The sequence below is a fragment of the Clostridium niameyense genome, from assembly GCF_001243045.1.
GTDB lineage: Bacteria > Bacillota > Clostridia > Clostridiales > Clostridiaceae > Clostridium_F > Clostridium_F niameyense.
The window spans coordinates 2300387-2325126 of record NZ_LN849007.1 but is presented as its reverse complement, the minus strand read 5'-3'; the positions used below and the strand labels follow the sequence as shown (position 1 = coordinate 2325126).

22 protein-coding genes are annotated in these 24740 nt (G+C 26.6%); 20 read left to right on the top strand and 2 right to left on the bottom strand.

Going from position 1 to position 24740, the window contains the following annotated elements; translation table 11 throughout:
- Positions 1 to 132 precede the first annotated feature (132 nt).
- The 5 genes from larC (at position 133) to BN1711_RS11890 (ending at position 6135) form a co-directional block, all read left to right on the top strand.
- Entirely contained in the window at positions 133 to 1434 is a 1302-nt protein-coding gene (gene larC / locus BN1711_RS11910) for a nickel pincer cofactor biosynthesis protein LarC (protein ID WP_050608361.1), read from the top strand.
- A 15-nt stretch (positions 1435 to 1449) separates the two neighbouring features.
- Positions 1450 to 2247, top strand: coding sequence for an ATP-dependent sacrificial sulfur transferase LarE (gene larE, locus BN1711_RS11905; protein ID WP_050608360.1), 798 nt, complete (start codon positions 1450 to 1452; stop codon positions 2245 to 2247).
- A gap of 22 nt (positions 2248 to 2269) precedes the next feature.
- Positions 2270 to 3016, top strand: a complete 747-nt coding sequence (gene larB, locus BN1711_RS11900) for a nickel pincer cofactor biosynthesis protein LarB (protein WP_050608502.1) — start codon at positions 2270 to 2272, stop codon at positions 3014 to 3016.
- 363 nt (positions 3017 to 3379) lie between these two features.
- Positions 3380 to 4762, top strand: coding sequence for a radical SAM protein (locus BN1711_RS11895; RefSeq protein WP_050608359.1), 1383 nt, complete (start codon positions 3380 to 3382; stop codon positions 4760 to 4762).
- 104 nt (positions 4763 to 4866) lie between these two features.
- On the top strand, positions 4867 to 6135 hold the full coding sequence (locus BN1711_RS11890) for an ABC transporter substrate-binding protein (protein WP_050608358.1): 1269 nt from the start codon (positions 4867 to 4869) through the stop codon (positions 6133 to 6135).
- Between the two features lie 171 nt (positions 6136 to 6306).
- On the opposite strand, the gene BN1711_RS11885 is transcribed toward BN1711_RS11890, so the two are convergent.
- Positions 6307 to 7425 carry a glycosyltransferase family 4 protein gene (locus BN1711_RS11885; protein ID WP_050608357.1) on the bottom strand — a complete coding sequence of 373 codons (1119 nt, stop codon included), beginning with the start codon at positions 7423 to 7425 and terminating at the stop codon, positions 6307 to 6309.
- Between the two features lie 175 nt (positions 7426 to 7600).
- Here BN1711_RS11885 and BN1711_RS11880 point away from each other — a divergent pair, with 175 nt between their 5' ends.
- From BN1711_RS11880 to BN1711_RS11865, 4 genes are read left to right on the top strand one after another with little or no spacing between them, the layout of a single operon-like run.
- Positions 7601 to 8608, top strand: a complete 1008-nt coding sequence (locus BN1711_RS11880) for a CotS family spore coat protein (RefSeq protein WP_050608356.1) — start codon at positions 7601 to 7603, stop codon at positions 8606 to 8608.
- A 14-nt stretch (positions 8609 to 8622) separates the two neighbouring features.
- Positions 8623 to 8817 (top strand): hypothetical protein, encoded by a 195-nt coding sequence (locus BN1711_RS11875; RefSeq protein ID WP_050608355.1) that lies wholly within the window; start codon positions 8623 to 8625, stop codon positions 8815 to 8817.
- Between the two features lie 29 nt (positions 8818 to 8846).
- Complete coding sequence (locus BN1711_RS11870) at positions 8847 to 9611, top strand: spore coat protein CotS (RefSeq protein ID WP_129582164.1); 765 nt, start codon at positions 8847 to 8849, stop codon at positions 9609 to 9611.
- Between the two features lie 12 nt (positions 9612 to 9623).
- A complete protein-coding gene (locus BN1711_RS11865) occupies positions 9624 to 10637 on the top strand; it encodes a CotS family spore coat protein (RefSeq protein ID WP_129582163.1) in 1014 nt (337 codons plus the stop codon).
- Positions 10638 to 10670: 33 nt separating this feature from the next.
- On the opposite strand, the gene BN1711_RS11860 is transcribed toward BN1711_RS11865, so the two are convergent.
- The gene (locus BN1711_RS11860) at positions 10671 to 11759 is read right to left on the bottom strand and encodes a glycosyltransferase family 4 protein (protein ID WP_050608353.1); all 1089 of its coding nucleotides are present in this window, start codon (positions 11757 to 11759) and stop codon (positions 10671 to 10673) included.
- A 114-nt stretch (positions 11760 to 11873) separates the two neighbouring features.
- Here BN1711_RS11860 and BN1711_RS11855 point away from each other — a divergent pair, with 114 nt between their 5' ends.
- The 11 genes from BN1711_RS11855 (at position 11874) to BN1711_RS11805 (ending at position 24714) form a co-directional block, all read left to right on the top strand.
- Positions 11874 to 12872 (top strand): CotS family spore coat protein, encoded by a 999-nt coding sequence (locus BN1711_RS11855; RefSeq protein WP_050608352.1) that lies wholly within the window; start codon positions 11874 to 11876, stop codon positions 12870 to 12872.
- Positions 12873 to 12996: 124 nt separating this feature from the next.
- The gene (gene yabG / locus BN1711_RS11850; protein WP_050608351.1) at positions 12997 to 13896 is read left to right on the top strand and encodes a sporulation peptidase YabG; all 900 of its coding nucleotides are present in this window, start codon (positions 12997 to 12999) and stop codon (positions 13894 to 13896) included.
- A 197-nt stretch (positions 13897 to 14093) separates the two neighbouring features.
- On the top strand, positions 14094 to 14330 hold the full coding sequence (locus BN1711_RS11845; RefSeq protein ID WP_050608350.1) for a Veg family protein: 237 nt from the start codon (positions 14094 to 14096) through the stop codon (positions 14328 to 14330).
- 115 nt (positions 14331 to 14445) lie between these two features.
- Positions 14446 to 16005, top strand: coding sequence for a DUF3794 and LysM peptidoglycan-binding domain-containing protein (locus BN1711_RS11840; protein WP_050608349.1), 1560 nt, complete (start codon positions 14446 to 14448; stop codon positions 16003 to 16005).
- A gap of 86 nt (positions 16006 to 16091) precedes the next feature.
- The gene (locus tag BN1711_RS11835) at positions 16092 to 16937 is read left to right on the top strand and encodes a cyanophycinase (protein ID WP_082174122.1); all 846 of its coding nucleotides are present in this window, start codon (positions 16092 to 16094) and stop codon (positions 16935 to 16937) included.
- 47 nt (positions 16938 to 16984) lie between these two features.
- The gene (gene cphA / locus BN1711_RS11830; RefSeq protein WP_050608347.1) at positions 16985 to 19609 is read left to right on the top strand and encodes a cyanophycin synthetase; all 2625 of its coding nucleotides are present in this window, start codon (positions 16985 to 16987) and stop codon (positions 19607 to 19609) included.
- Between the two features lie 100 nt (positions 19610 to 19709).
- The gene (gene ispE, locus BN1711_RS11825; RefSeq protein ID WP_050608346.1) at positions 19710 to 20552 is read left to right on the top strand and encodes a 4-(cytidine 5'-diphospho)-2-C-methyl-D-erythritol kinase; all 843 of its coding nucleotides are present in this window, start codon (positions 19710 to 19712) and stop codon (positions 20550 to 20552) included.
- 112 nt (positions 20553 to 20664) lie between these two features.
- Positions 20665 to 20862 carry a CLC_0170 family protein gene (locus tag BN1711_RS11820; protein ID WP_050608345.1) on the top strand — a complete coding sequence of 66 codons (198 nt, stop codon included), beginning with the start codon at positions 20665 to 20667 and terminating at the stop codon, positions 20860 to 20862.
- A gap of 25 nt (positions 20863 to 20887) precedes the next feature.
- Entirely contained in the window at positions 20888 to 22351 is a 1464-nt protein-coding gene (locus BN1711_RS11815; RefSeq protein ID WP_050608344.1) for a spore germination protein, read from the top strand.
- A gap of 35 nt (positions 22352 to 22386) precedes the next feature.
- Positions 22387 to 23499, top strand: a complete 1113-nt coding sequence (locus tag BN1711_RS11810) for a GerAB/ArcD/ProY family transporter (protein ID WP_050608343.1) — start codon at positions 22387 to 22389, stop codon at positions 23497 to 23499.
- Positions 23500 to 23529: 30 nt separating this feature from the next.
- The gene (locus tag BN1711_RS11805) at positions 23530 to 24714 is read left to right on the top strand and encodes a Ger(x)C family spore germination protein (protein ID WP_050608342.1); all 1185 of its coding nucleotides are present in this window, start codon (positions 23530 to 23532) and stop codon (positions 24712 to 24714) included.
- Positions 24715 to 24740 lie beyond the last annotated feature (26 nt).

The following is a 24740-nucleotide window of genomic DNA, read 5'->3' as shown; positions in this document are numbered from 1 at the left end:
TGTTAAAAAAGTGTGTATTATGTGATAAAATTAATGTAAATATATAATATATTTACATTAATTTTTTGTGCATTATTTGTTTAAGATAATATTAAGCATAAAATTAAGTAATAAAGTAAGGGGATTGATATTATGAGTAAGATATTGTATTATGATTGTTTTTCTGGAATAAGTGGAGATATGAATTTAGGAGCGTTAATAAGTTTAGGAGTAAGTGAGGATTATTTAATTAAAGAATTATCAAAGTTAAATATCAATAATGAATTTAAGATTAAAGTAAACGAAGATGAAAGAAAAGGAATATCAGGTATAAAGGCAGATGTAATCTTAACTCATAGTCATGAACATAACTATGAGCATAATCACGAACATTGTCATGAAGAAAACCAACATGATCATAGTCATAAGAACGAGAATTGTCATGATCATCATAGTCATGGAGAACATGAACATGATCACCAACATAGTCATAATCATCAGCATAGAAATTTAAATGATATAAATAAAATTATAGATAATAGTATATTGAATGATAATATTAAAAGAATAAGTAAAGATATATTTTTAAAGGTAGCCGAGGCTGAATCTAAGGTACATAATAAATCTTTAGAAGAGGTTCATTTCCACGAAGTAGGAGCCACAGATTCTATAGTAGATATAGTAGGTGCAGCTATATGTTTAGATTACTTAAAAGTAGATAAAATTATGTGTTCCAAAGTGGAAGTAGGATCAGGTTTTGTAAAGTGTGCACATGGAACTTTACCAGTACCAGCACCTGCAACTACAGAAATATTAAAAGATGTTCCAGTTACATCAGGTAATGTACCCTTTGAGGCTACAACTCCAACAGGAGCTGCTATAATAAAATCTATTGTAAATAAGTTTACAAATGATAAAGATTTTAAAATTATAAAGACAGGATATGGAATAGGTGGTAAAGATGAAGGAGATATTCCCAATGCATTAAGGGTATTTTTAGCAGAGGATATTATAATGGAAAAGGAAAATACCTCTATTATAATGGAATGTAATATAGATGATATGAATCCTGAATTTTATGAATATGTTATGGATAAATTATTTGATGTGGGAGCATCTGATGTTTACTTTACTCCTATAATTATGAAGAAGACCAGACCTGCAGTTAAGCTAAGTGTTTTAACAAATGTGAAATTTGTAGATAAAATAGAGGAGATAATATTAAAAGAAACTACTACATTAGGAATAAGAAAATATAAAGTAGAAAAAGTAATGCTTAATAGAGAGATAGAAAAGCTAGAGACTAAGTATGGTAAGATAGATATAAAAAATTCCTATTATAAAGGAGAGATAATAAAGCGAAAACCAGAATATGAAGATTGTAAAAAAATATCTTTAGAAAACAAAGTTCCTATAAGGGAAGTATATAAGGAAGTTTATAAAAATTTAAAATAAAAGAGAGGTATTTCAATGAATAAGTATAAAGAGCTTATTACCTATTTAAAAAACTTAAAAAGTGTAGCCGTAGCTTTTTCGGGGGGAGTGGATAGTACATTACTTTTAAAAGCTTGTAAGGAAGCTTTGGGTGATAATGCTATAGCTGTAACCGTTGCTTCACCATATGTGCCTAAATGGGAGATAGAAGAAGCCAAAGAACTTGTGAAAGAAATGGGTATAAAAAGCTTTTTTATAGAAGTACCTATTTTGGAGGAAATAAGATCTAATCCAGAAAATAGATGTTATTTATGTAAAAAAGCTATATTTAATAAAATAAAATTATTAGCAAAAGAAAATGGAGTTGAATATGTAGTAGATGGTACTAATGCAGATGATATAAAAGATTACAGACCAGGATTAAAAGCTTTAAGAGAATTAGAGATAAAAAGTCCATTTTTGGAAAATTCCATAACTAAAGAAGAAGTTAGAGCTTTTTCTAAGGAATTAGGGCTAAAAACTTGGAATAAACCAGCTTATGCATGTCTTTTATCTAGAATACCTTATAATCAAAATATAGATGAAAATGACTTAAATAGGGTTGAGAAATCAGAGTTGTATTTAATGAATTTAGGATTTAAAGGAGTTAGAGTAAGAAGTCATGGAGATTTAGCTAGAATTGAAGTGCAAAAAAATGATCGAGAAAAGTTAATTGATGGTAATATATTAGATAATATATCTATAGAATTAAAAAGATTAGGATTTAAGTATGTTACTTTGGATCTAGAAGGTTATAAGATGGGAAGCTTAAATGAAGGAAGAACTAATAAATAGAAACTTATTATGGGGTGGTATAGTGAATACAAAAGATATTAAAGTTTTATTGCAGAATGTAAGAGACCAAAAAATATCTATAGATGAAGGTACGAAGGTATTAGAAGATTTACCCTTTAAGGATTTAGGATATGCTAAAATAGATAACCATAGAGAGATGAGAGTTGGATTCCCTGAAGTAATATATTGTGCTGGTAAAACTTCAGATCAAATAAAAGGTATTGTAGAGTTTATGATGAAAAAGGATAGTAATATTCTTGGTACAAGGGCATCTAAAGAAGATTATGAAGCGGTAAAAGAAGTATGCCCATTTGCGGAATATAATGAACTTGCAAGAACTATAATTGTAAAAAAGAGGGAAAGTAAAAGCTCTAAATCGTATATTGCTGTGGTTACAGCGGGAACTTCTGATATACCAGTTTCAGAGGAGGCAGCAGTAACTGCAGAAATATTCGGGAATAAGGTAGAGAGAATATATGATGTAGGAGTAGCAGGTATACATAGATTATTTGATAAGATAGATCTTATAAGAGGAGCAAAGGCTATTGTAGTTGTAGCAGGTATGGAAGGAGCATTAGCAAGTGTAGTAGGAGGTCTTGTTGATAAACCTGTTATAGCAGTTCCAACTAGTATAGGATATGGTGCAAACTTTCAGGGATTATCTGCACTTTTATCTATGTTAAATAGCTGTGCAAGTGGAGTAAGTGTGGTAAATATAGATAATGGATTCGGAGCAGGATATCTGGCAAGCATGATAAATAAACTTTAGTATAAACAATTTAATAAAATGTTTTTAATAAGAGTACTATGTGTTAATTATCTCATATGATTAATAATAAATATTTTATTAATTATATTTAGTTATTTTAATGTATAGTACTTTTTTATTTACAATTATAAGGGTATATGGCGTAATATATACCTTATAAGTATATAAAAATTATCATAATATTTTTTTAATTAAATATATATATTTAATAGGGTATTGGGAATAATGTTAATATATAACATTTTATTAATACTTTGTAAATGATTATATGAATATATTGACATTTGGTCACTTAGGAATATAATGGAAATAAGGTTTACGGAGTTAGGAATAATAATCTTTTTTAAACAGGAGGAATATTAAATGAAGGTAACACAACTTTTGGAAAAATCTGCTAAGGATAAACTCGTCAAAAGTGCAGCAGGTTTATTAAGTAAAGATCCTGACAAAAATATAGATAAACTTTTTAATTTAATTAAGAAAACTATAAGCAAGGATAAAGAGAATGTAAAAAGAGTTCAGGTTGTAGAAGATGAGTATCATAATAATCCAGCTACTAATAAGTTTGTACAAAATTTATTTAAATCAACTAATCCTAAGTGTTTAGAAAAATTTTTTACTAACTTTTTTGCAAATGCTGTGTGGTATGGTATGCCAAAAAGAAAAAAGATTTTTGAAAATGAAGGTATAAAGACTCCTTTTGTGATGCTTATTAGTCCTTCAATGAGATGTAATTTGAGATGCACAGGCTGTTATGCAGCGAACTACAGTAAAGATGATGACATACCTTATGAAGAAGTAGATAGAATAATAAAAGAGGCAAGGGACATAGGCATATATTATTTTATAATTTTAGGTGGAGAGCCATTTTTTAATAAATATATGCTAGATATATATGAAAAATATAATGATTGCATGTTTACGCCTTTTACTAATGGAACTTTATTTGATGAGAAGTTAGCAGATAAAGTACAAAAACTGGGAAATGTAATACCAATGTTCTCCTTAGAAGGATTTGAAAAAGAAACAGATGAAAGAAGAGGAAAAGGCGTATTTAAAAAAGTTATGAACGGTATGGATTTGTTAAGAGAAAGGGGAGTTCTATTTGGTGTATCCACAGCTACTGGTAGAAATAATATGGAAACTGTAGTATCAGATGAATTTATTAATATGTTAATAGAAAAAGGAGCTAAAATGAGTTGGTACTTCATATTTATGCCAGTAGGCGAGGAACCTGACTTTAATTTAATGCTTACTCCAGAGCAAAGAATAGAACTTGGTAGAAGAGTAAGAAAAATAAGAAGTACGAAGCCATATTTTGCTATAGATTTTTTTAATGATGCTCCATATGTTGGTGGATGTATAGCAGGAAAGTTTTATTGTCATATAAATTCTAAAGAAGATGTAGAGCCATGCATATTTGCTCACTTTGCCACAGATAATTTAAAAGGCAAATCAGTAATAGATGTATTTAAAGGACCCTTCTTTAAAGAATTAAGAGATAGACAGCCATATAATGATAATCTATTAAGACCATGTATGATGATAGATAATCCTAATGTTATTAGGGAAGTAGCTGATAAAATTGGAATTAGGCCTACAGATAAGGGCGCACATATGATGCTTCATAATAAGGAATTTCAACATAAATTAGATAAATTAGCAGAAGACTTTAAGCCTTGGTCAGAGAAATCTTGGAAAGAGGATTTTAATGAAACAGGCAATTATAAAATGTCAAAAGGTTAAATTTTTATTTTAAAGTCCCCACTTTGTTGGGGACTTTTTTATATGGTATATTTAATATATAATAAAATATAAATTGCACCCTTTAATAGGAGGACTAAATTAATATGAAAAAGAGAAATATTCTTTTAATAATTTGTATTTTAATTATACCTATAGTATTTATAGCTTGTAAAAAAGGATCAAATAGAAAAAATTACATTAAATCTAGATTAGTTATATGGGGCGAACCCAAATATAATCAATCTATGGATATTGCGGTAAAAGATTTTAATAAAAGATATCCTAATGTAGAAGTGAAATTTTATAAAAAAAGTTATGAAGATATATTAAATAATTTCGGTAAAAGTAATAATGAAAAAGAATATCCTAATATAATATGTTTAAAAGATAGTGATTTAAGCGAATTTGCTTCTAAGTACTATAAAGATATATTAAATTTAAATAGTGAAATTAAACCTTATATAAAAGATTTTATACACTATAAAAAAAATATAATAAAGATAAATGAAAATTATATAGCTATACCTTATGATGTAGAACCTGTAGCCCTTTATTATAGAAAAGATATATTCAACAAATATAATATTGATCCAGAATCTATAAAAACCTGGAATGATTTTATAGAAGTTGGAAAGATGATGGATAAAAAAAGTAACAGTAACGTAAAGATGATATCTTTTAATCTAGATGATAATAGTATGTTAAAGATATTATTAAATCAATTAGGGACATATTATTTTAATTATGACAATGACGTTACTATAGATAAAGAAGATTCAAACAAAGCTATTAATCTTTTAAAGTCTATAAGAAATTTTAATATTGTTATTAATAATAAAGGTGATTATAGAAATGTTATCAATAATGAAAATATAGCCACAATTCCAAGTAATTGTGAATTTGCCCATTACTTAATAAATAAATATCCTAACAGTAGCAAAAAGTGGGGAGTAATAAAAATGCCAGCCTTTGAACAAGGGGGTAAGAATTCTGCAACTACAGGGGGGACATCTTTAGTTTTAATAAAGTCATCTAAAACTAATAAAGATAATTTAACTTTAAGTTTAGCTAAATATATAACTTTAAGCAGAAGAAATCTAGAAGAAGGTTTTAAGCAATATGGTTTGTTTCCATCATATATACCAGCTTATGAATGTGATGTTTTTAGAAAACAGGTTAATTATTTTGAAAATATGAGAATTTGGATGATGTTTAGTAGTATATCAAAGCAAATTCCTAATATAAACTATACAGAAAATTTTAATGCGGTGGAAAGAGTGTTATTAAAATATAAAAATAATATATATACTAGTGAGAATATAAAAAAGGAATTACAAAATATCAAGGAATTTATAAATAATGTAATAAAATGATGAAAATAAGCGCTATAAAACGTTTACAAAGCACGAAAGGTATTGTATAATGTAGAAGGGGAATATTAGGGGGCTTAATATAAGAAGCGATAGCTTGGAATAATACTTAAAATTTTAGAGTCAAAATTAGAATTTCTAATTTTGACTCTTTTTCTTTTAAAGTTAAAGATATTAATTTTTATATAATTCATTATATAAGTCTAAAGTTAATTTAGAAGTTTTTTCCCAAGAAAATAGTTTAGATCGTTCATAGCCATTTTTACTTAATTTACGTTGTAAAGCTTCATTGTTTAGCAAATTTTCTAATGAATTTATCATATCATCTGTATTTAAAGGATCTATAGTTATACAACTATTACCAACAACTTCAGGTATTGAGGAGGTATTTGAGGTTATTACAGGGGCACCACAACTCATAGCTTCTAAGGGAGGTAAACCAAAACCCTCATATAAAGAAGGATATACAAAAGCACTACACGCATTATAAAAAATAGGAAGATCTTTTTCTGGAACAAAGTCTGTAAATATTATGTTAGAGGCAATCTTTAGCTTATTAGTTAGTTCTAATAATTTATTTCCCTCATCTTTTTTTGCACCTATAATCACAAGTTTATATTTATTTTGCAACTTATTATAAATCTTAGAAAAAGATATTATAAGAGATTTTACATTTTTTCTAGGGCTGAAACCACCTATATATAATATAAAAGGACAGTCAATTTTATATTTATGTTTAAGTAAATTTAAGCATTTATTTTTTTCTAAGGGTTTATATTTTTTCCCAGCTGCTAAAGGAATAACTTTAACTTTTTTTTCATCCATAGGGAAAAATTTTAGAATATCATTTTTTGAATGTTGAGACACAGTAATAATTTTATCTGAAAGATACATTATTTTAGGCATTTCTCTTAAAAATTTATTCAAATAACCTTTTCCAACAGTTTCAGGCATTATATAAGGAATCAAATCATGAATGGTAACTACTATTTTACAGTTTATGTTCTCACATAGTCCTATGCCATTTTGAGGAATATGATATATGTCAGGCTTTAATTTATTTATGTTATTAGGGAAATAACATTGTTCAAAAAATCTACTATACTTTTTAGATGTAAGTAATATATTTGTATTATGTTTTTTGAAATTATTGTAGTTACCTCCAGCCCAATATATATTAAAGAAATAATTACTATTTTTATTTATCATATATTTTAATATATTTTCAGTATAAGTACCTATGCCAGTACCCTTATACCAGTTTATTCCTCGGGCATCTATAGAAATTTTCATTTTATTAACCACCCCATTAATAAGAATTTTATTATAAATAAACTGAAAAAGAGTTAAAAAATATCTTTACTGTAATATATATTATTAACTACTATGAAAAATGTGCCATTTATCACCAACGTAACTTAATTAACATATAATATATATAAATTAATTTAATAATGGAGGAATGAGTTTGAATATATCATCTGTAGCAAAATTTGTAGAAAATAATTATGATATTACGGCTTCTTCCATAGAAAAAATAAAAAATGTGTATAAAATAATTGATTATAAAAACAATGCGTATTGTTTAAAAGTAGTAAGGTATAACTTAAAACATTTTCTTTTTATACTTAGTGCTATGAAACATCTACAGAATAATGGTTTTAAAAAAATCCCTGGAATCTTACCAAATAATAAAGGTCAAGACTATATAAAGTTTGAAAAAAATTATGCTTATATGACTAAATGGATTAACTGTAGACAATGTAGTTTTGATAATCCAATTGATGTGTCTACTGCAGTAAATAAATTAGCTCAATTGCATATAAAAAGTCAAAATTTTTATATAACTAAAGATATGGAGCCAAGAATAGGTTGGTTTAGATGGATTAAAACTTTTTATACTAGAAAAGATGAAATATTAGATTTTAAGAAAAAAATTAATTTAAAAGAAGATAAATCAGAATTTGATTCACTATACTTAGATATGATACAAGAGGAAGTTTTTAGGGCAAATAAATCTATAGAAAATCTAATACAAAGTGAATATTTAAATAAAATGTTAGATGAAATAAATAAAAGAGGTTTCTGTCATCATGATTTAGCTCATCATAATATTTTAATAGATAATAAAGGAGAAGTAAACATTATTGATTTTGATTATTGTATGTTAGATAGTAGCTTACATGATTTATCTAGTATTATGATAAGAATTATGAAAAATGGAAAGTGGAGTATTGATACAGCTAAAAGTGTATTGAAAACTTATGATAAGACTAAAAAAATAGAGCCTAGGGATATTACTATAATGGCAGCTTTTATGGAATTTCCTCAAGATTATTGGCAAGTAGGCATACAATATTATTGGGAAATGCAACCCTGGAGTAACGAATTTTTCTTAAATAAATTAAACAAGATTTATGAGGATAGGGAGGAAAAGCAAGAATTCATAGAAGAATTTAGGCTATTAAAAATTTGAAGAGGGGGATTTATATGTCCAAAAAAAAATATTATAAAAAAAACATACCTGATGATTTAAATGAAATAGAAAATTATGATAAAGAACTTAGTGAATTAAAACAAAGTGTTAAAAATTTAAAAGAAATAAAAAAAAGAAAAAAGAAGATAAAAAAACTAAGGGAAGAAAAAAAAGAAGTTTTAAAAAAAATTAAAAAAAAATATAGGTAACACACCTTATGGGAGGTGCATTTAATGATATGAGTTTAATAAAAGAAGAAGAAATTGATTTTAAAAGTTATTTGCAAATAAAAGGGATAAAACTAGTTGAATCCTTTAATAATGACTTAAATAAAAAATCTATTAGAGAAGACCATATTCTAGAACAATTATATAATATTAGTTTGTTTCATAAAAAAACTTTAGGATATAAAAATTATTTTAAGAATGAAGTAAATAACAGAACTGGTAAAAATGTAGAAAAAAATAAGGTAGCTTTAAAAAAAGTAAAGAAATTTTTATATGGGTTACAACATAAAACGGATATTAATGAATTTGAGAATATACTACTAGAAGAATTGCCTAAGTATATAAAAAGAGGAGAAAAGTCAATAAATTTTGTATATGAAGATAGTTATTTGGATTTAATATTAAGAAGTATGAAAAGACGAGAGATATGTCTAAGTAAAGTTTATTTTGACAACTTGAGAAAAACAAATGACTTAGAGATTATAGAATTTAATAATTGCTGTTATGATATGGTTGAGATAGATGCTATAGATTTTTTATATAAAATAAAAAAGAAAAATTTAAAGGTGGATAAGTGTAAATTAATAAAGGAATTTTGTTCTATGGAGAATCTACAAGATAGTAGCTATAATTTTATTTTGGGTATGATTTCTTATCCTTATTATATAATTAGATGTTGTACTAGATATATGTACAAGAAAAAAAATTGGAATGAAAAGCAATATATTAATAGTTTTAATAAGGCTAAGAAAATGGATGGAGATAGTTTAATCTAAAGGAGTGATGAAGTGGATAAACTAGATAAAGAAGTTCTTATGAATTACAATTTATCTTTAAATTTGTTTGATAAATTTGATTTAGAGATAAGAGAAGTACTTCCCATTAGGAGCGTTTTTTTATTAAAAACAGATAAAGGGGAAAAAATATTAAAAAAATTAGATTATAGTATAGAACAATTAAACTTTATACAAGAGGTGTTAAATTATATATCAATAAGATTCCCTAGAGTGATGAGTTTTATGAAAAATAAAGAGAATAAAATTTATACAACATATGATAATGAAATTTATTGTATTATGAATGTGATTAAAGGAAGAGAGTGTGATTTAAATAATCCATTAGATTTAAAAGTAGCATCTTTAGGACTTGGGGAAATGCATAAAGCCTCTATGGGATTTAATACAAATTTTCAAAAAAATATTTTTTTAGGGAAAATGATAGATAATTTTAAGACTAAAAAGAAGGATATGAAATTCTTTAAGGAGATAGCTAACGTCCATGATAATAAAACTGATTTTGATAATATATTTTTATTTTATGTAGATTATTATATTAGTCAAGTGGAAGAATCTATAGAGGTATTAGAAAATAGTGACTATTATGCATTATGTAAAGAAGAAGATAAAATTGCTATTTGTCATCATGATTTAGCTTATCATAATATAATAATTGAAAAAGAAGAAGCATATTTTATAGACTTCGATTATTCAATTATAGATCTGAAAATTCATGATCTATGCAATTTTATAATTAAATCCATAAAAAGATTTGCATTTGATATAGGGAGAACGGAAAACATATTGGATAATTACTGTAAAACTAATAATCTGGATAAAAGGGAACTTAAAGTATTATATGCTATGCTTAATTTTCCAGAGGATTTTTATAGTATATCTAAAAATTATTATACCAGAAAGAAGCAATGGGGAGAGGGAGTATTTCTAAACCGATTTATTAAAAAATGTGATTATAAGGAATACAGAGAGGACTTATTAAAAGAGTTTAAAGAAAATATATTATAATATAAAATGACTTCAGTACTTAATGTACTGAAGTCATTTTATATCCAAAGTTTTTTTATAAGCATTTAGGGTATCTTTAGCACAATTGTTCCAGCTAAATTTTTTAGAACGATATAAACCTTTATTAGATAAAATTCTTGATAACTCAGGGTTTAATAATACTTTATATATACAGTTACACATATCATCTATATTATTAGGATCTGTTAATAATGCGGCATCTTTAACCACTTCTGGAATAGAAGTAGTATTTGATGTAATAACAGGTGTGCCACAAGCCATAGCTTCTATGGTGGGAAGACCAAAGCCTTCGTAAAAAGAAGGATAAATAAAAAGGTCTGCACTGTTATAAAAGTAAGGTAAATCATTTACAGGTATGAATCCTGGAAATATAATCTTATTTTCAAGTTTTAAATCTTTAGCTCTTTGCATATATTTTTCACAAAGAAAACCTTTTTTACCTACTATGATTAAGGATATGTTTTTTTTATATAAACTAATAAATTTACTAAAGGATTCAATTAATCCTAGTATGTTTTTTCTTAAGCTAAAGCCCCCTAGATAAAGTATAAAATCCTTATCTATTCCATATTTGCTTTTTAAAATATTTTTACACAAGGTTTTATCTAAAGGCTTATATATATCTTCAGCAGCTAAGTAGGTAACGTGTATTTTATCTTCTGGATAATTAAAAGATTTTATTATATCTTTTTTAGAAAATTCTGAGACGGTTATTATAGAATCACTTAAAGATACTATTTTTGGAATTTGCTCTGAAAAAATTTTTAAATATCTATCACTTACAGTTGCAGGCATTCTGTAAGGAATTACATCATGCAATGTTATTGTAAATTTACAGCTTTTATCAGTTGGAAGACCTACACCATTTTGAGGAACATGGTAGATATCAATATCACTATGTTTTAGTGTATTGGGAATATTAATTTCTTGCCAAAAGTTATTGTTTAAATTTGGTGTATAATTGGGGGTTTCTGGAGTGAAAATCAAATAATTATTTGCATTATCTATTTTATTTAGAGAATTTATCAATTGATAGGTATATGTGCCTATACCAGTACCCCTATACCAGCAAGCAGCTCTACCGTCAATACCAATTTTCATATACACTGTCCTTTCGAATTTCTCCTAATTCATTATATTAAGATCATTATAAAAATGTTAAAGTTATTCTAAAATGAAAAAACATTACATATAGATTAAAGGAGGTGGTTAACTATGATGAGAGAATTTGAAATTGAAAGGCAGTTTAATATTAAAATTGAACAACTTAAACCTCATAAAGGGGTATATTATTTAAAGACTAATAAGGGAGATTTATGTTTAAAAAAAATTGATTACGGAGTACAAAAACTGCTATTTGTGTACGGTGCCAAAGAACATTTAATAAAAAACGGATTTCAATATGTGGATAAATATTCCTTAAATTTAGATCAGGAACCTTATGCACTAGTAAATGAAGATATATACACAATATCTCAATGGATTGATGGGAGAGAGTGTAATTTTAAGGATAAAGAAGATTTAATATTAGCAGCACGATATCTTGGATATCTTCATATAGCATCAAAGGGATATGAGCCTCCAGAAAATAGCAAGTTAAAGACAGATTTAGGTAGGTGGCCTCATTTAATGAAAAAGAGAGTTAAAGCATTAAATAAAATGAGGGATATGATAAGAAAGAAAAATAATAAGAGTAAATTTGATTTAAATTATATCAAGAATGTAGAGTTCTATAAAAATCTAGGTAAAAGAGCTATGGATGTACTAGAAAATTCTGAGTACTTAAATATATGTAAAGCTACCGAAAAAGAAAAAAGTTTTTGTCACCATGATTTTACGTATCATAATATTATAATAGATAAGGATAATCACGTAAATGTTATAGATTTTGATTACTGCAAAAGAGAGATAAAAACCTATGATATTTCAAATTTTATGATAAAGGTATTAAAGAGAAATGATTGGAGTATGGATTATGCCAAAATAATACTAAATTCTTATAATGCTATAAATCCTTTAAAAGAAGAAGAATATGATACTTTATTTGCATTTTTACTATTTCCACAAAGATTTTGGAGATTAAGTAATAGATACTATTATAACGAAGTAACTTGGCCTCAGAACACTTTTAACAATAAAATGGAGGAATTAATCTCTGAACAGGAAAAATATATCGATTTTATTAAACAATTTAAAGAGATTTATTTACATTAAAATGAAATATATTTTTAGACATACAAAAATATATAATTTTGTATGTCTTATTTTTTTTGGTAAATCACAAAATGAATAAGGATTTCATAATATATAGTGATTTATTATTATGGAGATGAAGAATTTGAATATAGGAGATATAGTGGTAAGAAAATCTTACGGAAAAGATATTACCTTTAAAATTATAGATATTAAACAAGGTAATAAAGGAACTATATATACATTAAAAGGAGTAAATTTAAGAATAATAGCAGATTCACCAGCTTCTGATCTTGAACAAGTAGCTATAAGTTCAATGAGTCATGAAGAAAAAATATTCAATAAACAAGTAAATGCTTCAATAAATAAAATATTACAAAATAGAAAAAATACTGGCATGAGAGGTGAAGGCAACTATAAAAAAAAGAATATAAGTAAAATGTTTAGGAGTAGTAAAAGTATTAATGATAAAAATTTATACTTTGGAAGACCAGGAAAAATACTTCATATAGATGGGGATTCAGAGTATTTGGATACATGTATTAAAGTATATAAACAATTGCAATTAGATATAGTAGGGGAAACTGTAATGGAAAAAGATCAACCTATAAAGGTATTAGAGTTAGTAAAAGAATTTAAACCAGATATAGTAGTTATCACAGGACATGATGCGGTTATAAGAGAAACCGATGATTATACAAATATAAATAATTATAAAAACTCTAAGTATTTTATAGAAACTGTATCTAATTTAAGAGATTATAAAAGCAATTACGATGATTTAGTAATTTTTGCAGGTGCTTGTCAATCCTGTTATGAAGCTATATTAGATGCAGGTGCTAATTATGCTAGTTCGCCTGGTAGAGTTTTAATTCATTGTCTTGATCCTGTATTTTTATGTGAAAAAATAGCATATTCAAATATAGAAAAAGTAGTTTCTATAGAGGATGCACTAGAAAACACCATAACTGGCTTAAAGGGTATAGGTGGATTACAAACTAGAGGGAAGTATAGAAAGGGTTTTCCAAAATCACCATATATATAGAAGTAACGGAATAAATTTGTATATATACAAGAAATGAAGGGAACAATAATCTGAAAGAGAAATATTAAATAAAATGTTAATAGTTTATCAAAAAATAATATTGACAAATACACTTATAAACTGGTAAAATAAAAAGTTTACTTGACAAAATGTAAACCTTCATATATAATGTAAGGTGTAGAAAGAGGGTGTTAACTATGGAAAAAAAGAACGTAATTGATACCATTAAAAAAGACATAGAAAGCCATGTTGGAGATAAAGTTACATTAAAGGCTAATGGCGGAAGGAGAAAAACTTTCGTTAATCAAGGAATTATAGAAAAAGCTTATCCAAGTATTTTTCTTATAAGACTTGAGGATGACACCCAAAGGAAAGTCACATATAGTTACTCAGATGTATTGACTAAAACAGTTCAATTAGATTTTGTTTTATAGATTTATTGGTACTTCAAAGTACCAAATTTTTTTTGCCTAAAAATATAAATTAGTCATATTATCCATAAAATCAATATATACATTAATAGTAGGTTTTATGGGAGGGAAATATTTAATGGAATTGAATTTAGTAAAGGAAAATATAGAATGTGAACAATTATTAGGAGAAAATTTTGTGGATACACCAATAAAAGGTGAGTATGTTATTCCAGATACACATCCTGATGTGCAAGAAATTCTTATGATAGAGTCTAAACCATCTATAACAAATAAAGAAGTTATAAGAGATAATGTATATATAGAAGGTATCATTGATTATAATGTATTTTATCTTGGAAAAGAAGAGGAGACAGTATTATATAATGTTACTTATACCACTAAATTTTCTAACGAGATTCAAATTTCTAAAGCAGAGACTAATATGACTTGTCAGGCAGAATGTTTTATAGAGGATATGCAATGCAAAATAGTAAACGAAAGAAAAATATCCATTCAAGGTATAGTTAAACTAAAAGGAGAAGTTTATAAGGATTATAATTTTGAGATAATAAAAGATTTAGATGATGTAAAAGATATACAAATGCTTAGAAACCCTATTTCTGTAGACAAAATAGTAGGAACTACAGATGGAGAATTAATAGCCAAATCTAATATGAAAATTAGTAGTGATAAACCAGAGGTAGAAAGTATTTTAAGGTATGACGTTAATATTCATAAAAGGCAAGTAAGGGTTTTAGATAACATGATTAGTATAGAAGCCTTTGCTCATATAGGATTGATTTATAGAGCCAAAGATAGTAAAGATATATGTTATTTAGATGATGATGTATTTATAAGTAAGGATATAGAGTTAGAAGATGTAAATCCATCTATGGATAATTACACAGATTTTGTAGTGGATGCAGTTAGTATAGATGTAAAAGAGGACGACTTAGGTGAAAGAAGAATAATAGATTTAGAAGCCCTTATAAAAGCTAATATAAAGGTTATGTATAAAAAGGAAATTGAAGTTATAGAAGATATATACTCACCTACAATGAAACTTACTATAGATAAAAAAGATTATGAGTTGAATGTTATGCAAGGTCATTCCAGCGTAGAATGTATAGTTAAAAATAATATAGACATATCATCAGATATGCCTAGAATAAGAGAAATAATAATGAGTAGTGCAAATGTTTATATTACAGATAAGAAGTTAGTAGAAGATAAGGTATTGGTAGAAGGGGTATTAAATGTAGAAGTAATGTATAAGACAACAGATAAGGATAAATATATTTATACAGTAAAGGATAATATACCTTTTAGTTCTGCAGTAGAAATACCTAATTGTAAAATTAATATGCATTGTATAGTTAAAGCTACTTTAGAAGATATAGAAACTTCAATAGAAGCTAATACTATTGCAGTAAAAGCTATTGTTAACTTGTATAGCAGAGTCAATTATGTAACTAATAAAGAATTTTTAGTTAATGTTGAGGGCATAGAAGATGAGGTACCACAAAAGAAGGCTAGTATAACAATTTATGTAGTACAGCAAGGAGATACTCTTTGGAAAATTGCTAAGAGATATTATACTACAGTTGATACATTAATATTAATAAATGATATTGAAAATGCTGATGTTATAAAACCTGGAGAAAAATTAATTATACCAGGAAGGGCAGTTATATAGGTTTGAAAAAAATACTCTAAACTGATAACTAAGTTATAGTTTAGAGTATTTTTTTATTAATTATTGCATGAATAAAAACACACCATATGGAGAAAATAAGAGATATCCATAAAAAGGAGAGTGGATGTAATTTGGATTATAAGTTAGAAGGAAATTTAATAATAATAGGTGGAGCAGAAGATAAAAAAAACAATAAAAATATATTGCATGAGGTATGTAATAAAATAGATAAAAATAAAGATGAATTAGTTATAGCAACAGTAGCTTCTACTCTTCCAGAGGAATTAGGAACTGAGTATAAATATATATTTGAAAATTTAGGAGTAAAAAATATAAATATTTTAGATGTTAAAACTAGACAAGATGCTAATAATATTAATAATGTAAAAATTATAAAAAACGCATCATTAGTATTTTTTACAGGAGGAGACCAATTAAGGATAACTAGTATATTAGGCGGAACTAAATTATACTCTGTTATACATGAAAAATATAAAGAAGGGTGCATTTTTGTAGGAACTTCAGCAGGAGCTTCGGTTATGAGCGATACAATGATAGTTTCAGGACCTAGCGATGAATCCCCTAGAAAGTGTACATTAAAAATGGCTCCAGGATTAGGACTTATAAAAAATGTAATAATAGACCAACATTTTGCCCAAAGGGGAAGGATAGGAAGATTATTAGTTGGTATTGCAGAAAATCCAGAAACTTTAGGTATAGGTATAGATGAAGATACAGCAATTATGGTAGATGAGAAAGCTAAGTTACAAGTTATAGGATCTGGTGCAGTGTATGTAATAGATGGAATGGGTATAACCAGTACTAATGTGTCAGAGCAATATCCGGATGAAGTATTATCTATGTATGATATTAAATTACATGTTCTTAAGAACAAGGATAAATTTGATTTAAATTATAGAAAACCTTTGTAATAAACATAATACATATGTTTTTATAAAAGAGGAGGAAACATTGAGAGATGAAGATAGAAAAGGTAAGGGTATTTGAGGGAAGAAATATATATTCTCATAAAAGATGTATTAAAATGAATTTAGATTTAGAAGGATATAGTGATGTATCAAGCAAAGAAATAAGTGGGTTTAATAAAGCCCTATTAGGTTATTTACCAAGTTTAAGGGAACACTGTTGTTCAATAGGAGAAAAGGGTGGATTTTTACAAAGGCTTTATGAGGGTACTTATTTATCTCATATATGTGAGCATACCGTAATAGCCTTAGAAAATATACTGGATATAGACGTTAGCTATGGAAAAGCAAGGGAAATAGGAGGAGAAAAATATTATATAATTTATGAGTATAAATATAGGAATACTGGAATTGAATGTGGCAAAATAGCTGTTGAATTAATAAATAGTATAATAAATAATAAGGATTATAATTTAAAAAATAAAATAGAACAGCTAAAATATATTTTAAAAACGGAAGAGCTAGGTCCAAGTACATTAGCAATAATAAATGAAGCAAAGAAACATAATATACCTATTACAAAAATAGGAGAAAATAGTATGTTTCAATTAGGTTATGGGGTAAATTCCCAAAGGGTTGAGGCAACTATATGTGACAGTACAAGTACAATATCTGTAGATATAGCTTGTGATAAATTATTGACTAAAGATATATTAAATAATCAATGTGTTCCCACTGCTAAAGGATATAGGGTAAATAACTATATAGATTTATTAATTAAAGCAGATAATATAGGGTATCCTGTAGTTTTAAAACCACGCTTTGGAAATCAAGGAAAAGGTGTTTTCGTAAATATAAAAACGCAAGATGAACTTATAAATGATTATAGAATACTTAGTAAAGATTATAAAGAGATAATAATAGAGAAATTTATTCATGGAAAAGATTATAGGATATGTATAGTAGATGGTAAATTTATAGCTGCTGCTCAAAGAATACCCCCATACGTTATAGGTAATGGCATAAATTCTGTACAGGAGCTTATTAGTGAGTTAAATAAAGACAGCAGAAGGGGAGAAGGTCATGAAAAGCCATTAACTAAAATAAAAATAGATAAAGAACTTAAGGAAAATATCGCTAAACAAGGATTCGATTTAAATTCAATAATATCTAAAAATCAAAAAGTAATATTAAGACAAAATGCTAACTTATCTACAGGGGGAATAGCAATAGATTGCACAGATATAGTTTCTGATGATGTAAAGGATGTATGTATAAGGGCAGCAAAAGCTATAGGATTAAATATATGTGGTATTGATTTATGCTGTAGAGACATAAGTAATCCTTTAGATAAGGATAGCGCTATAATGGAAGTTAATGCAGCTCCTGGAATAAGAATGCATCAGTATCCTTATAAAGGTAAAAGTAGAAATGTAGCTAAGGCTATAATTGATATGATGTTTAAAAATAATAAATCTAGCATACCTATAATTTCTGTAACAGGTACTAATGGAAAAACTACTACTACAAGACTTATCTCTCATATTCTTAAGAAATGTGGAAAAAGTGTAGGAATGACTACTACAGGAGGAATATATATAAATGACAAGTGCATAGAAAAAGGAGATACAACAGGATATGATAGTGCTACAACTATACTTACAAATAATGAAATTGATATAGCTGTATTAGAACTTGCGAGAGGTGGATTAATAAAGGGAGGTCTTCCTTATAATTTATCTGACATAGCTATTATAACTAATATAACGGAAGATCATTTAGGATTAGATGGTATAAATACTTTAGAAGACATGGCTTATGTAAAATCTTTAGTGGGAGAAGCCGTAAAAGAAGATGGATATGTGGTCATAAATGCAGATGATAAGGCTAGTATTAATATAATAGATAGAATGAGATCTAAAATTATATTATTTTCTAAAGACAAAGATAATATAATTCTGAATAAATATTTAAAACGTGGAAGTATGAATGTATATTTACATGATGATTTTATTTATATGCAACAAGGAAATATAAAAAAGTCAATTATAAATGTAAAGGATATCCCTATTACCTTAGGGGGAAAATTGGATTATAATATTGAAAATTCCATGGCTGTTATTTCGGCACTTATAGGTATGGGAATAGACATAGAATATATAAAAGAAGGTATTAGTACATTTTATAGTAATGAATATGACAATCCTGGAAGATTTAATTTATATAATCTAGAAGGATGTTCTGTGATATTGGACTATGGTCATAATATTGAAGGATATAAAGCAGTATTTAATGGTGTAGAAAAAATAAAACATAAATCAACTATAGGAGTTATAGGAGTTCCAGGAGATAGAACTAATAGTAGTATGATGGAAATAGGAAATATATGTGGAAAATTTTTTGATTATATATATATAAAAGAAGATAGGGATAAGAGAGGAAGAAAAGTAGGAGAGGTAGCAAACTTAATTAAAAATGGCATATTAGATACGGGATTTGACAAAAATAAAATAAAAATAATACTAGATGAGGAAAAAGCATTAAAGGAAGCTATTGAAAAGTCTAATAAGAATGATTTAGTAGTTATGTTTTTTGAAGAATTTGAACCAGCTTTAAATATAGTAAAAGAAAAAGCTAAAAAAGGAAAAGGTAATGAAGAAAGTATAGCATTAGCTTAAAAATGAATAATAGTTTTATAAAAATAAAGTTACATTTATTGTAGCTTTATTTTTTTTGGTGTATTATAAGTTTGATAATATAAAATTTTGGAGGTAGGGTATGTTAGCAAAGTCTTATGCTAAAATAAATTTATCCTTAGATGTAATAGGAAAAAGAGAAGATGGTTATCATTTATTACGTATGTTAATGCAAAATATAGAATTATATGATTTGATATATTTAAAAAAAATAAGTCAAGGAATTAAAATAAATTGTAATAAGGAATATGTTCCAAGTGACAATAGAAATTTAGCTTACAAGGCTGCAGATATGTTTTTAAAAGAATATAATATATCATCAGGAGTTTGTATAAATATTAAAAAAAATATACCTGTGGCTGCAGGTCTTGCAGGAGGAAGTTCAAATGCAGCTACAGTTTTAAAAATTATGAGAGATATGTTCAAGCCTGAGATTACTAATGAGAAGTTATGTAAAATGGGGGTAAAAATTGGAGCAGATGTTCCATATTGCATACAGGGTGGAACATCTTTATGTGAGGGAATAGGAGAAAAAATTACTTATATAAGTGATTTTAAAGGACATATACTTGTACTGGTTAAACCAGGCTTTGGGGTATCAACTAAGGAAGTATATAGTGAGTTAGATTTAAATAGAATCCATAAGCACCCTGATACTGAAGCATTAATGAAAAAAATAAAAGAAAATAATTTAAAATTTATTGCTAACAATATGAAGAATGTTTTGGAAAATGTTACTTTAAGAAAGTATAAAATCATAAAAAATATAAAAACAGAAATGATAGGTTACGGAGCTATAGGTTCTATGATGAGCGGCAGTGGTCCTAGTGTTTTTGGTTTTTTTGATGATATGTTAAAAGCACAACTTTGTTATGATAAAATGCGATTAAAATATTCAGAAGTGTTTATAACTAGAACTATATAATTAAATACATGATTTAGATGAATTCCTAATTAGGAATTCTTTTTTTTGTTGAATAAAATTAATAGTTATAACAAAAAATATAAAAAGATATTTTAAATTTTAGGAGGAGTTTATGGTAGATATAATAGGAATATTTGATATATATTTTATGATTTTTATGATACTTCAGGGAATAGTGGCCATATTCATAGATGCTCCTACTTTTAAAAAGAACAAGATGAATAAGTTAAATATTCAATCTAAAGTATTAGGAATCATTATTATACTTATAGGAATTACGTTATATATAATAAACATAATTTCTATTTAATTTTATAAGAAGTGGAGGTGTAATTATGAAAGAGCAAGTAAGGGAAGAAATAAGTTCTAAAATTGAGGAAAACATAAAGTATGTAAAAGAATTATTAGATGACAGTTCTGATATAGTTTTTAGAGAATTCTTTATAGGCAATAATATAAAGGCATTTATGGTTTATATAGATGGATTAGCAGAAAAAGAACTGTTAGATGATTATGTTTTAGAATCTCTTATGTTTGAGGGAAGGCGTATAAAAGGCCCTAAAGATATAAAAGATAATATTTTATCAGTATCAGATGTGAATCCCATTGATAAGTTAGACAAAGTGATAAAATTAGTATTATCTGGGGATACAGCATTATTTATAGATGGATTAACAGAATGTTATATAATAGCTACCCGCTCGTGGCCTACAAGGGGAATAACAGAACCAGCTGCTGAAACTTCTATAAGAGGTAGCAGAGATGGATTTACAGAAACTATAAGATTTAATACCGCATTAGTAAGAAGAAGAATAAGAGATACTAGATTTAAAATTATATCTAAATCTGTGGGCGTAAGGTCTAAGACAGATATTGCTATTATGTATATAAAAGATATAGTTAATCCAGATATTTTAGAACAATTATATAAGAAAATAGATCAAATAAAAATAGATGCTATTTTAGACAGTGGGTATATAGAACAACTTGTTCAAGATAATAAATGGTCATCTTTTCCTATGGTTAAAACTACAGAAAGACCAGATGTAGTATCATCTGCCTTATATGAGGGTAGGGTAGCTATTTTAGTTGATAATTCTCCTTCTGCTATAATAGTACCTACTACATTACCCAGCTTATATCAATCACCAGATGACTATTATCAAAGGTGGACAAATGCATCTTTACTCAGAATAATAAGATTAATCTCTATTATTATTTCATTAACATTACCAGCTATGTATGTAGCAGTTACATCCTATCATGAGGCTATTATTCCGACAAAGCTTGCTTATTTCATTGCTGCCTCTAGAGAGGGCGTTCCGTTTCCTGCTTATATGGAGGCTATAATAATGGAATTAAGTTTAGCACTTTTAATGGAGGCTATAGTTAGGTTACCTAAACCTATAGGATCTACAATAGGAATTGTAGGTGGATTGATTATAGGGCAAGCAGCTGTTTCTGCAGGTATTGTAAGCCCAATTATGATAATAATAGTATCTATGACTGCTATAACAAGTTTTACTTCACCTAATTATGAGGTAAGTTCTTCTTTTAGGCTAGTTAGATTTGTATTAATTATACTTTCTAGTTTATTGGGCCTTTATGGAATAATGTTAGGATTAATTATTTTATTAATACATTTAGTAAAGTTAAAGAGTTTTGGAATACCATATCTATCTCCTATAGTAAATCCTAGTATAAGTGATTTTAAAGATATGTATATAAGGTTACCTATAAGATTTTTCAAAAAAAGACCGGACTATATGAATACTAAAGATAAAATAAGACAAAAGTAAAAATTATAAAATAAAATAGTTTGGAGGAATTAATATTGCAACGTAATGATAATTTTTCTACTTCGTATAGTCTATTTGCCACTATTGTAACTAGTGTTATAGGTATAAGTGTATTTTCTTATGCTAGTGATTTATCGGCTATAGTGGGTAGTGATGCATGGATAATAATAATATTAAATACTATTATTAGTTTTGTATTAATATATTTAATGTACAAAATAATAGAGATGAATGATTTTAAGGGATTCTATGAAATATTACGAGATAATTTTGGCAGATTAATAGGGTCAGTAGTATGTTTTGTCTTTATTGTATATAATATAATCTACATATCTGCTGGTTTGAGAGTATTTATAGAAGAAATAAAGCTATACCTTCTTGAGAAAACTCCTACTGAATTTTTAATTATAATCACAATTTTAACAGCAATATATCTAATAAGAGGAGAACTTGATACCTTAATTAAATTTAATGAGGTAACATTTTGGTTTAGTTTTATACCAGTAATATTAATATTATTTTTTGCATTATATGAAATAGATTTTACTAATTTATTACCTATATTTAATAATTCCCCCAAAAATTATATAAAAGCTATTAATAAAACTATAATAAGATTTAAGGGTATAGAAATGGTGTTTTTGGTAGTACCCTTTATGAAAAAAAAGGATAAAGCACCAAAGGTACTTTTAAAGAGCATGATTTTTATAGGATTGTTTTATTTATATGTTGTAGTTTTATCTATAGCTATGTTTTCAACAGAACAAATAAAGAGTATGTTATGGCCAGGAATAGTTATGATAAGATCTATAGATATTCCTGGAGCTTTTGTTGAAAGATGGGACGGTATAGTTATGGCTATATGGGTTATGTTCTTTTTTACTACATTTGGGAATTCATATTATTTTTCAGCAGATGTACTAAAAGATGTCTTTCAAATTAAAGACATAAAGATAACAACATTTTTAATAGCACCTATTATTTATGTTATATCTTTATACCCTCAAAATGTTACTCAAGTATACAACATATCCAGAAATATACAACCGTACTTATTTTTTATAACTAATGTAATAATAATAATTTTATTTATATTAAGTAAAATAAAAAATAAGAATAAAAATAAAGTTAAGAGAAAAAAGGTATAAGCATAAAATTTTTATAGGAGTTGTTATAATATGAAATTAATAAAAAGATTTATGATATTAATGCTTATATGTTCATGCATATGTATGTCAGGGTGCTGGGATAAAGTAGAGATAGATAAAAAATTTTTTATATCAATGATAGGAATAGACCCGGGAAAAGATATAGATGAAGAAAAAGAAATAAAAAAGTTGCCTAATCAATCATCTTTTTCAAATTCTAATTTCGAAAAATTAAATATAACTTATGCCTTTCCTAATATAGGGCAATTAAGTCCGGAGAAAGGTGGTAGTACTAATGAAAATAGTATAAATGTTAATGCATACTCAATGGCTGATGGAGTAAAAAAAATTATAGAAAAAAGCAGTAGAACTATTAGTTTTGGCCATTTAGAGGTAATTGTTTTAAATAAAAAAATATTAGAGCATAGAGATACATTTAAAGAAATATTAGATTATTTACAAAGGGAGCCTTCCATAAATAGAATGGTATATTTAGTTTTTACAGAAGAAAATACAGAAGATATGTTGAAGTTCCAACCAGATGTAGAAAAGAGTATAGAAAATTATATGGTAGGTATGTTAGAAAATAATAAAAAAAATAATACATCTTTTCCTTTGAAATTTAATGATTTTTTAAAAAATATAACTTCTTACAATAATACCATAGTGCCTATTGTAAATATTGATAAAAATAAAAAGCAATTAAAAATAGATAAGGTTGGATTAGTAAAAAATTATAAATTGGTAGGATATTTGGGAAACTATGAAGGAAATACAGTATCATTACTTAATGGAAATTTTAAAAAGGGAACAAGAAGTATAGTTAAAGAGGGTAGTGTTCTAGATTACTCTGTAGAAAATTATGAAAGAAAAATAAGAGTAAGTAATAATAAAGATAAACTTAAATTTGATATTTATATTTTTTTAGAGGGAGAAATAAAAGGTTATAATGTAGATAAGAACATATTTTCTAATGAACAGATAATGGTGATACAAGATTATTTTAATAAAGTTATAGAAAAAGAATCTACAGAAGTATTAAAGAAAACTCAAGGAGAATACAATACGGATGTTATAGGATTAAAGGATTATTTATATAAATATCATCCTAGAATATGGAGTAAAGTAAAAAATAATTGGGATGAAGATTACAGAAACTTACCAATAAGTATACACGTAAGCAGCAAAATAAGAAGAATGGGAGCAACAAAATAATATTTATATAATAGTGAATATAACTA

Bases quoted from the DNA above. Each gene is read 5' to 3' on its own strand.
- larC (WP_050608361.1), top strand. From the start codon at position 133: ATGAGTAAGATATTGTATTATGATTGTTTTTCTGGAATAAGTGGAGAT.
- larE (WP_050608360.1), top strand. From the start codon at position 1,450: ATGAATAAGTATAAAGAGCTTATTACCTATTTAAAAAACTTAAAAAGT.
- BN1711_RS11895 (WP_050608359.1), top strand. From the start codon at position 3,380: ATGAAGGTAACACAACTTTTGGAAAAATCTGCTAAGGATAAACTCGTC.
- BN1711_RS11890 (WP_050608358.1), top strand. From the start codon at position 4,867: ATGAAAAAGAGAAATATTCTTTTAATAATTTGTATTTTAATTATACCT.
- BN1711_RS11885 (WP_050608357.1), bottom strand. From the start codon at position 7,425: ATGAAAATTTCTATAGATGCCCGAGGAATAAACTGGTATAAGGGTACT.
- BN1711_RS11875 (WP_050608355.1), top strand. From the start codon at position 8,623: ATGTCCAAAAAAAAATATTATAAAAAAAACATACCTGATGATTTAAAT.
- BN1711_RS11870 (WP_129582164.1), top strand. From the start codon at position 8,847: ATGAGTTTAATAAAAGAAGAAGAAATTGATTTTAAAAGTTATTTGCAA.
- BN1711_RS11860 (WP_050608353.1), bottom strand. From the start codon at position 11,759: ATGAAAATTGGTATTGACGGTAGAGCTGCTTGCTGGTATAGGGGTACT.
- BN1711_RS11855 (WP_050608352.1), top strand. From the start codon at position 11,874: ATGATGAGAGAATTTGAAATTGAAAGGCAGTTTAATATTAAAATTGAA.
- BN1711_RS11845 (WP_050608350.1), top strand. From the start codon at position 14,094: ATGGAAAAAAAGAACGTAATTGATACCATTAAAAAAGACATAGAAAGC.
- BN1711_RS11840 (WP_050608349.1), top strand. From the start codon at position 14,446: ATGGAATTGAATTTAGTAAAGGAAAATATAGAATGTGAACAATTATTA.
- BN1711_RS11835 (WP_082174122.1), top strand. From the start codon at position 16,092: ATGGAGAAAATAAGAGATATCCATAAAAAGGAGAGTGGATGTAATTTG.
- cphA (WP_050608347.1), top strand. From the start codon at position 16,985: ATGAAGATAGAAAAGGTAAGGGTATTTGAGGGAAGAAATATATATTCT.
- ispE (WP_050608346.1), top strand. From the start codon at position 19,710: ATGTTAGCAAAGTCTTATGCTAAAATAAATTTATCCTTAGATGTAATA.
- BN1711_RS11820 (WP_050608345.1), top strand. From the start codon at position 20,665: ATGGTAGATATAATAGGAATATTTGATATATATTTTATGATTTTTATG.
- BN1711_RS11815 (WP_050608344.1), top strand. From the start codon at position 20,888: ATGAAAGAGCAAGTAAGGGAAGAAATAAGTTCTAAAATTGAGGAAAAC.
- BN1711_RS11805 (WP_050608342.1), top strand. From the start codon at position 23,530: ATGAAATTAATAAAAAGATTTATGATATTAATGCTTATATGTTCATGC.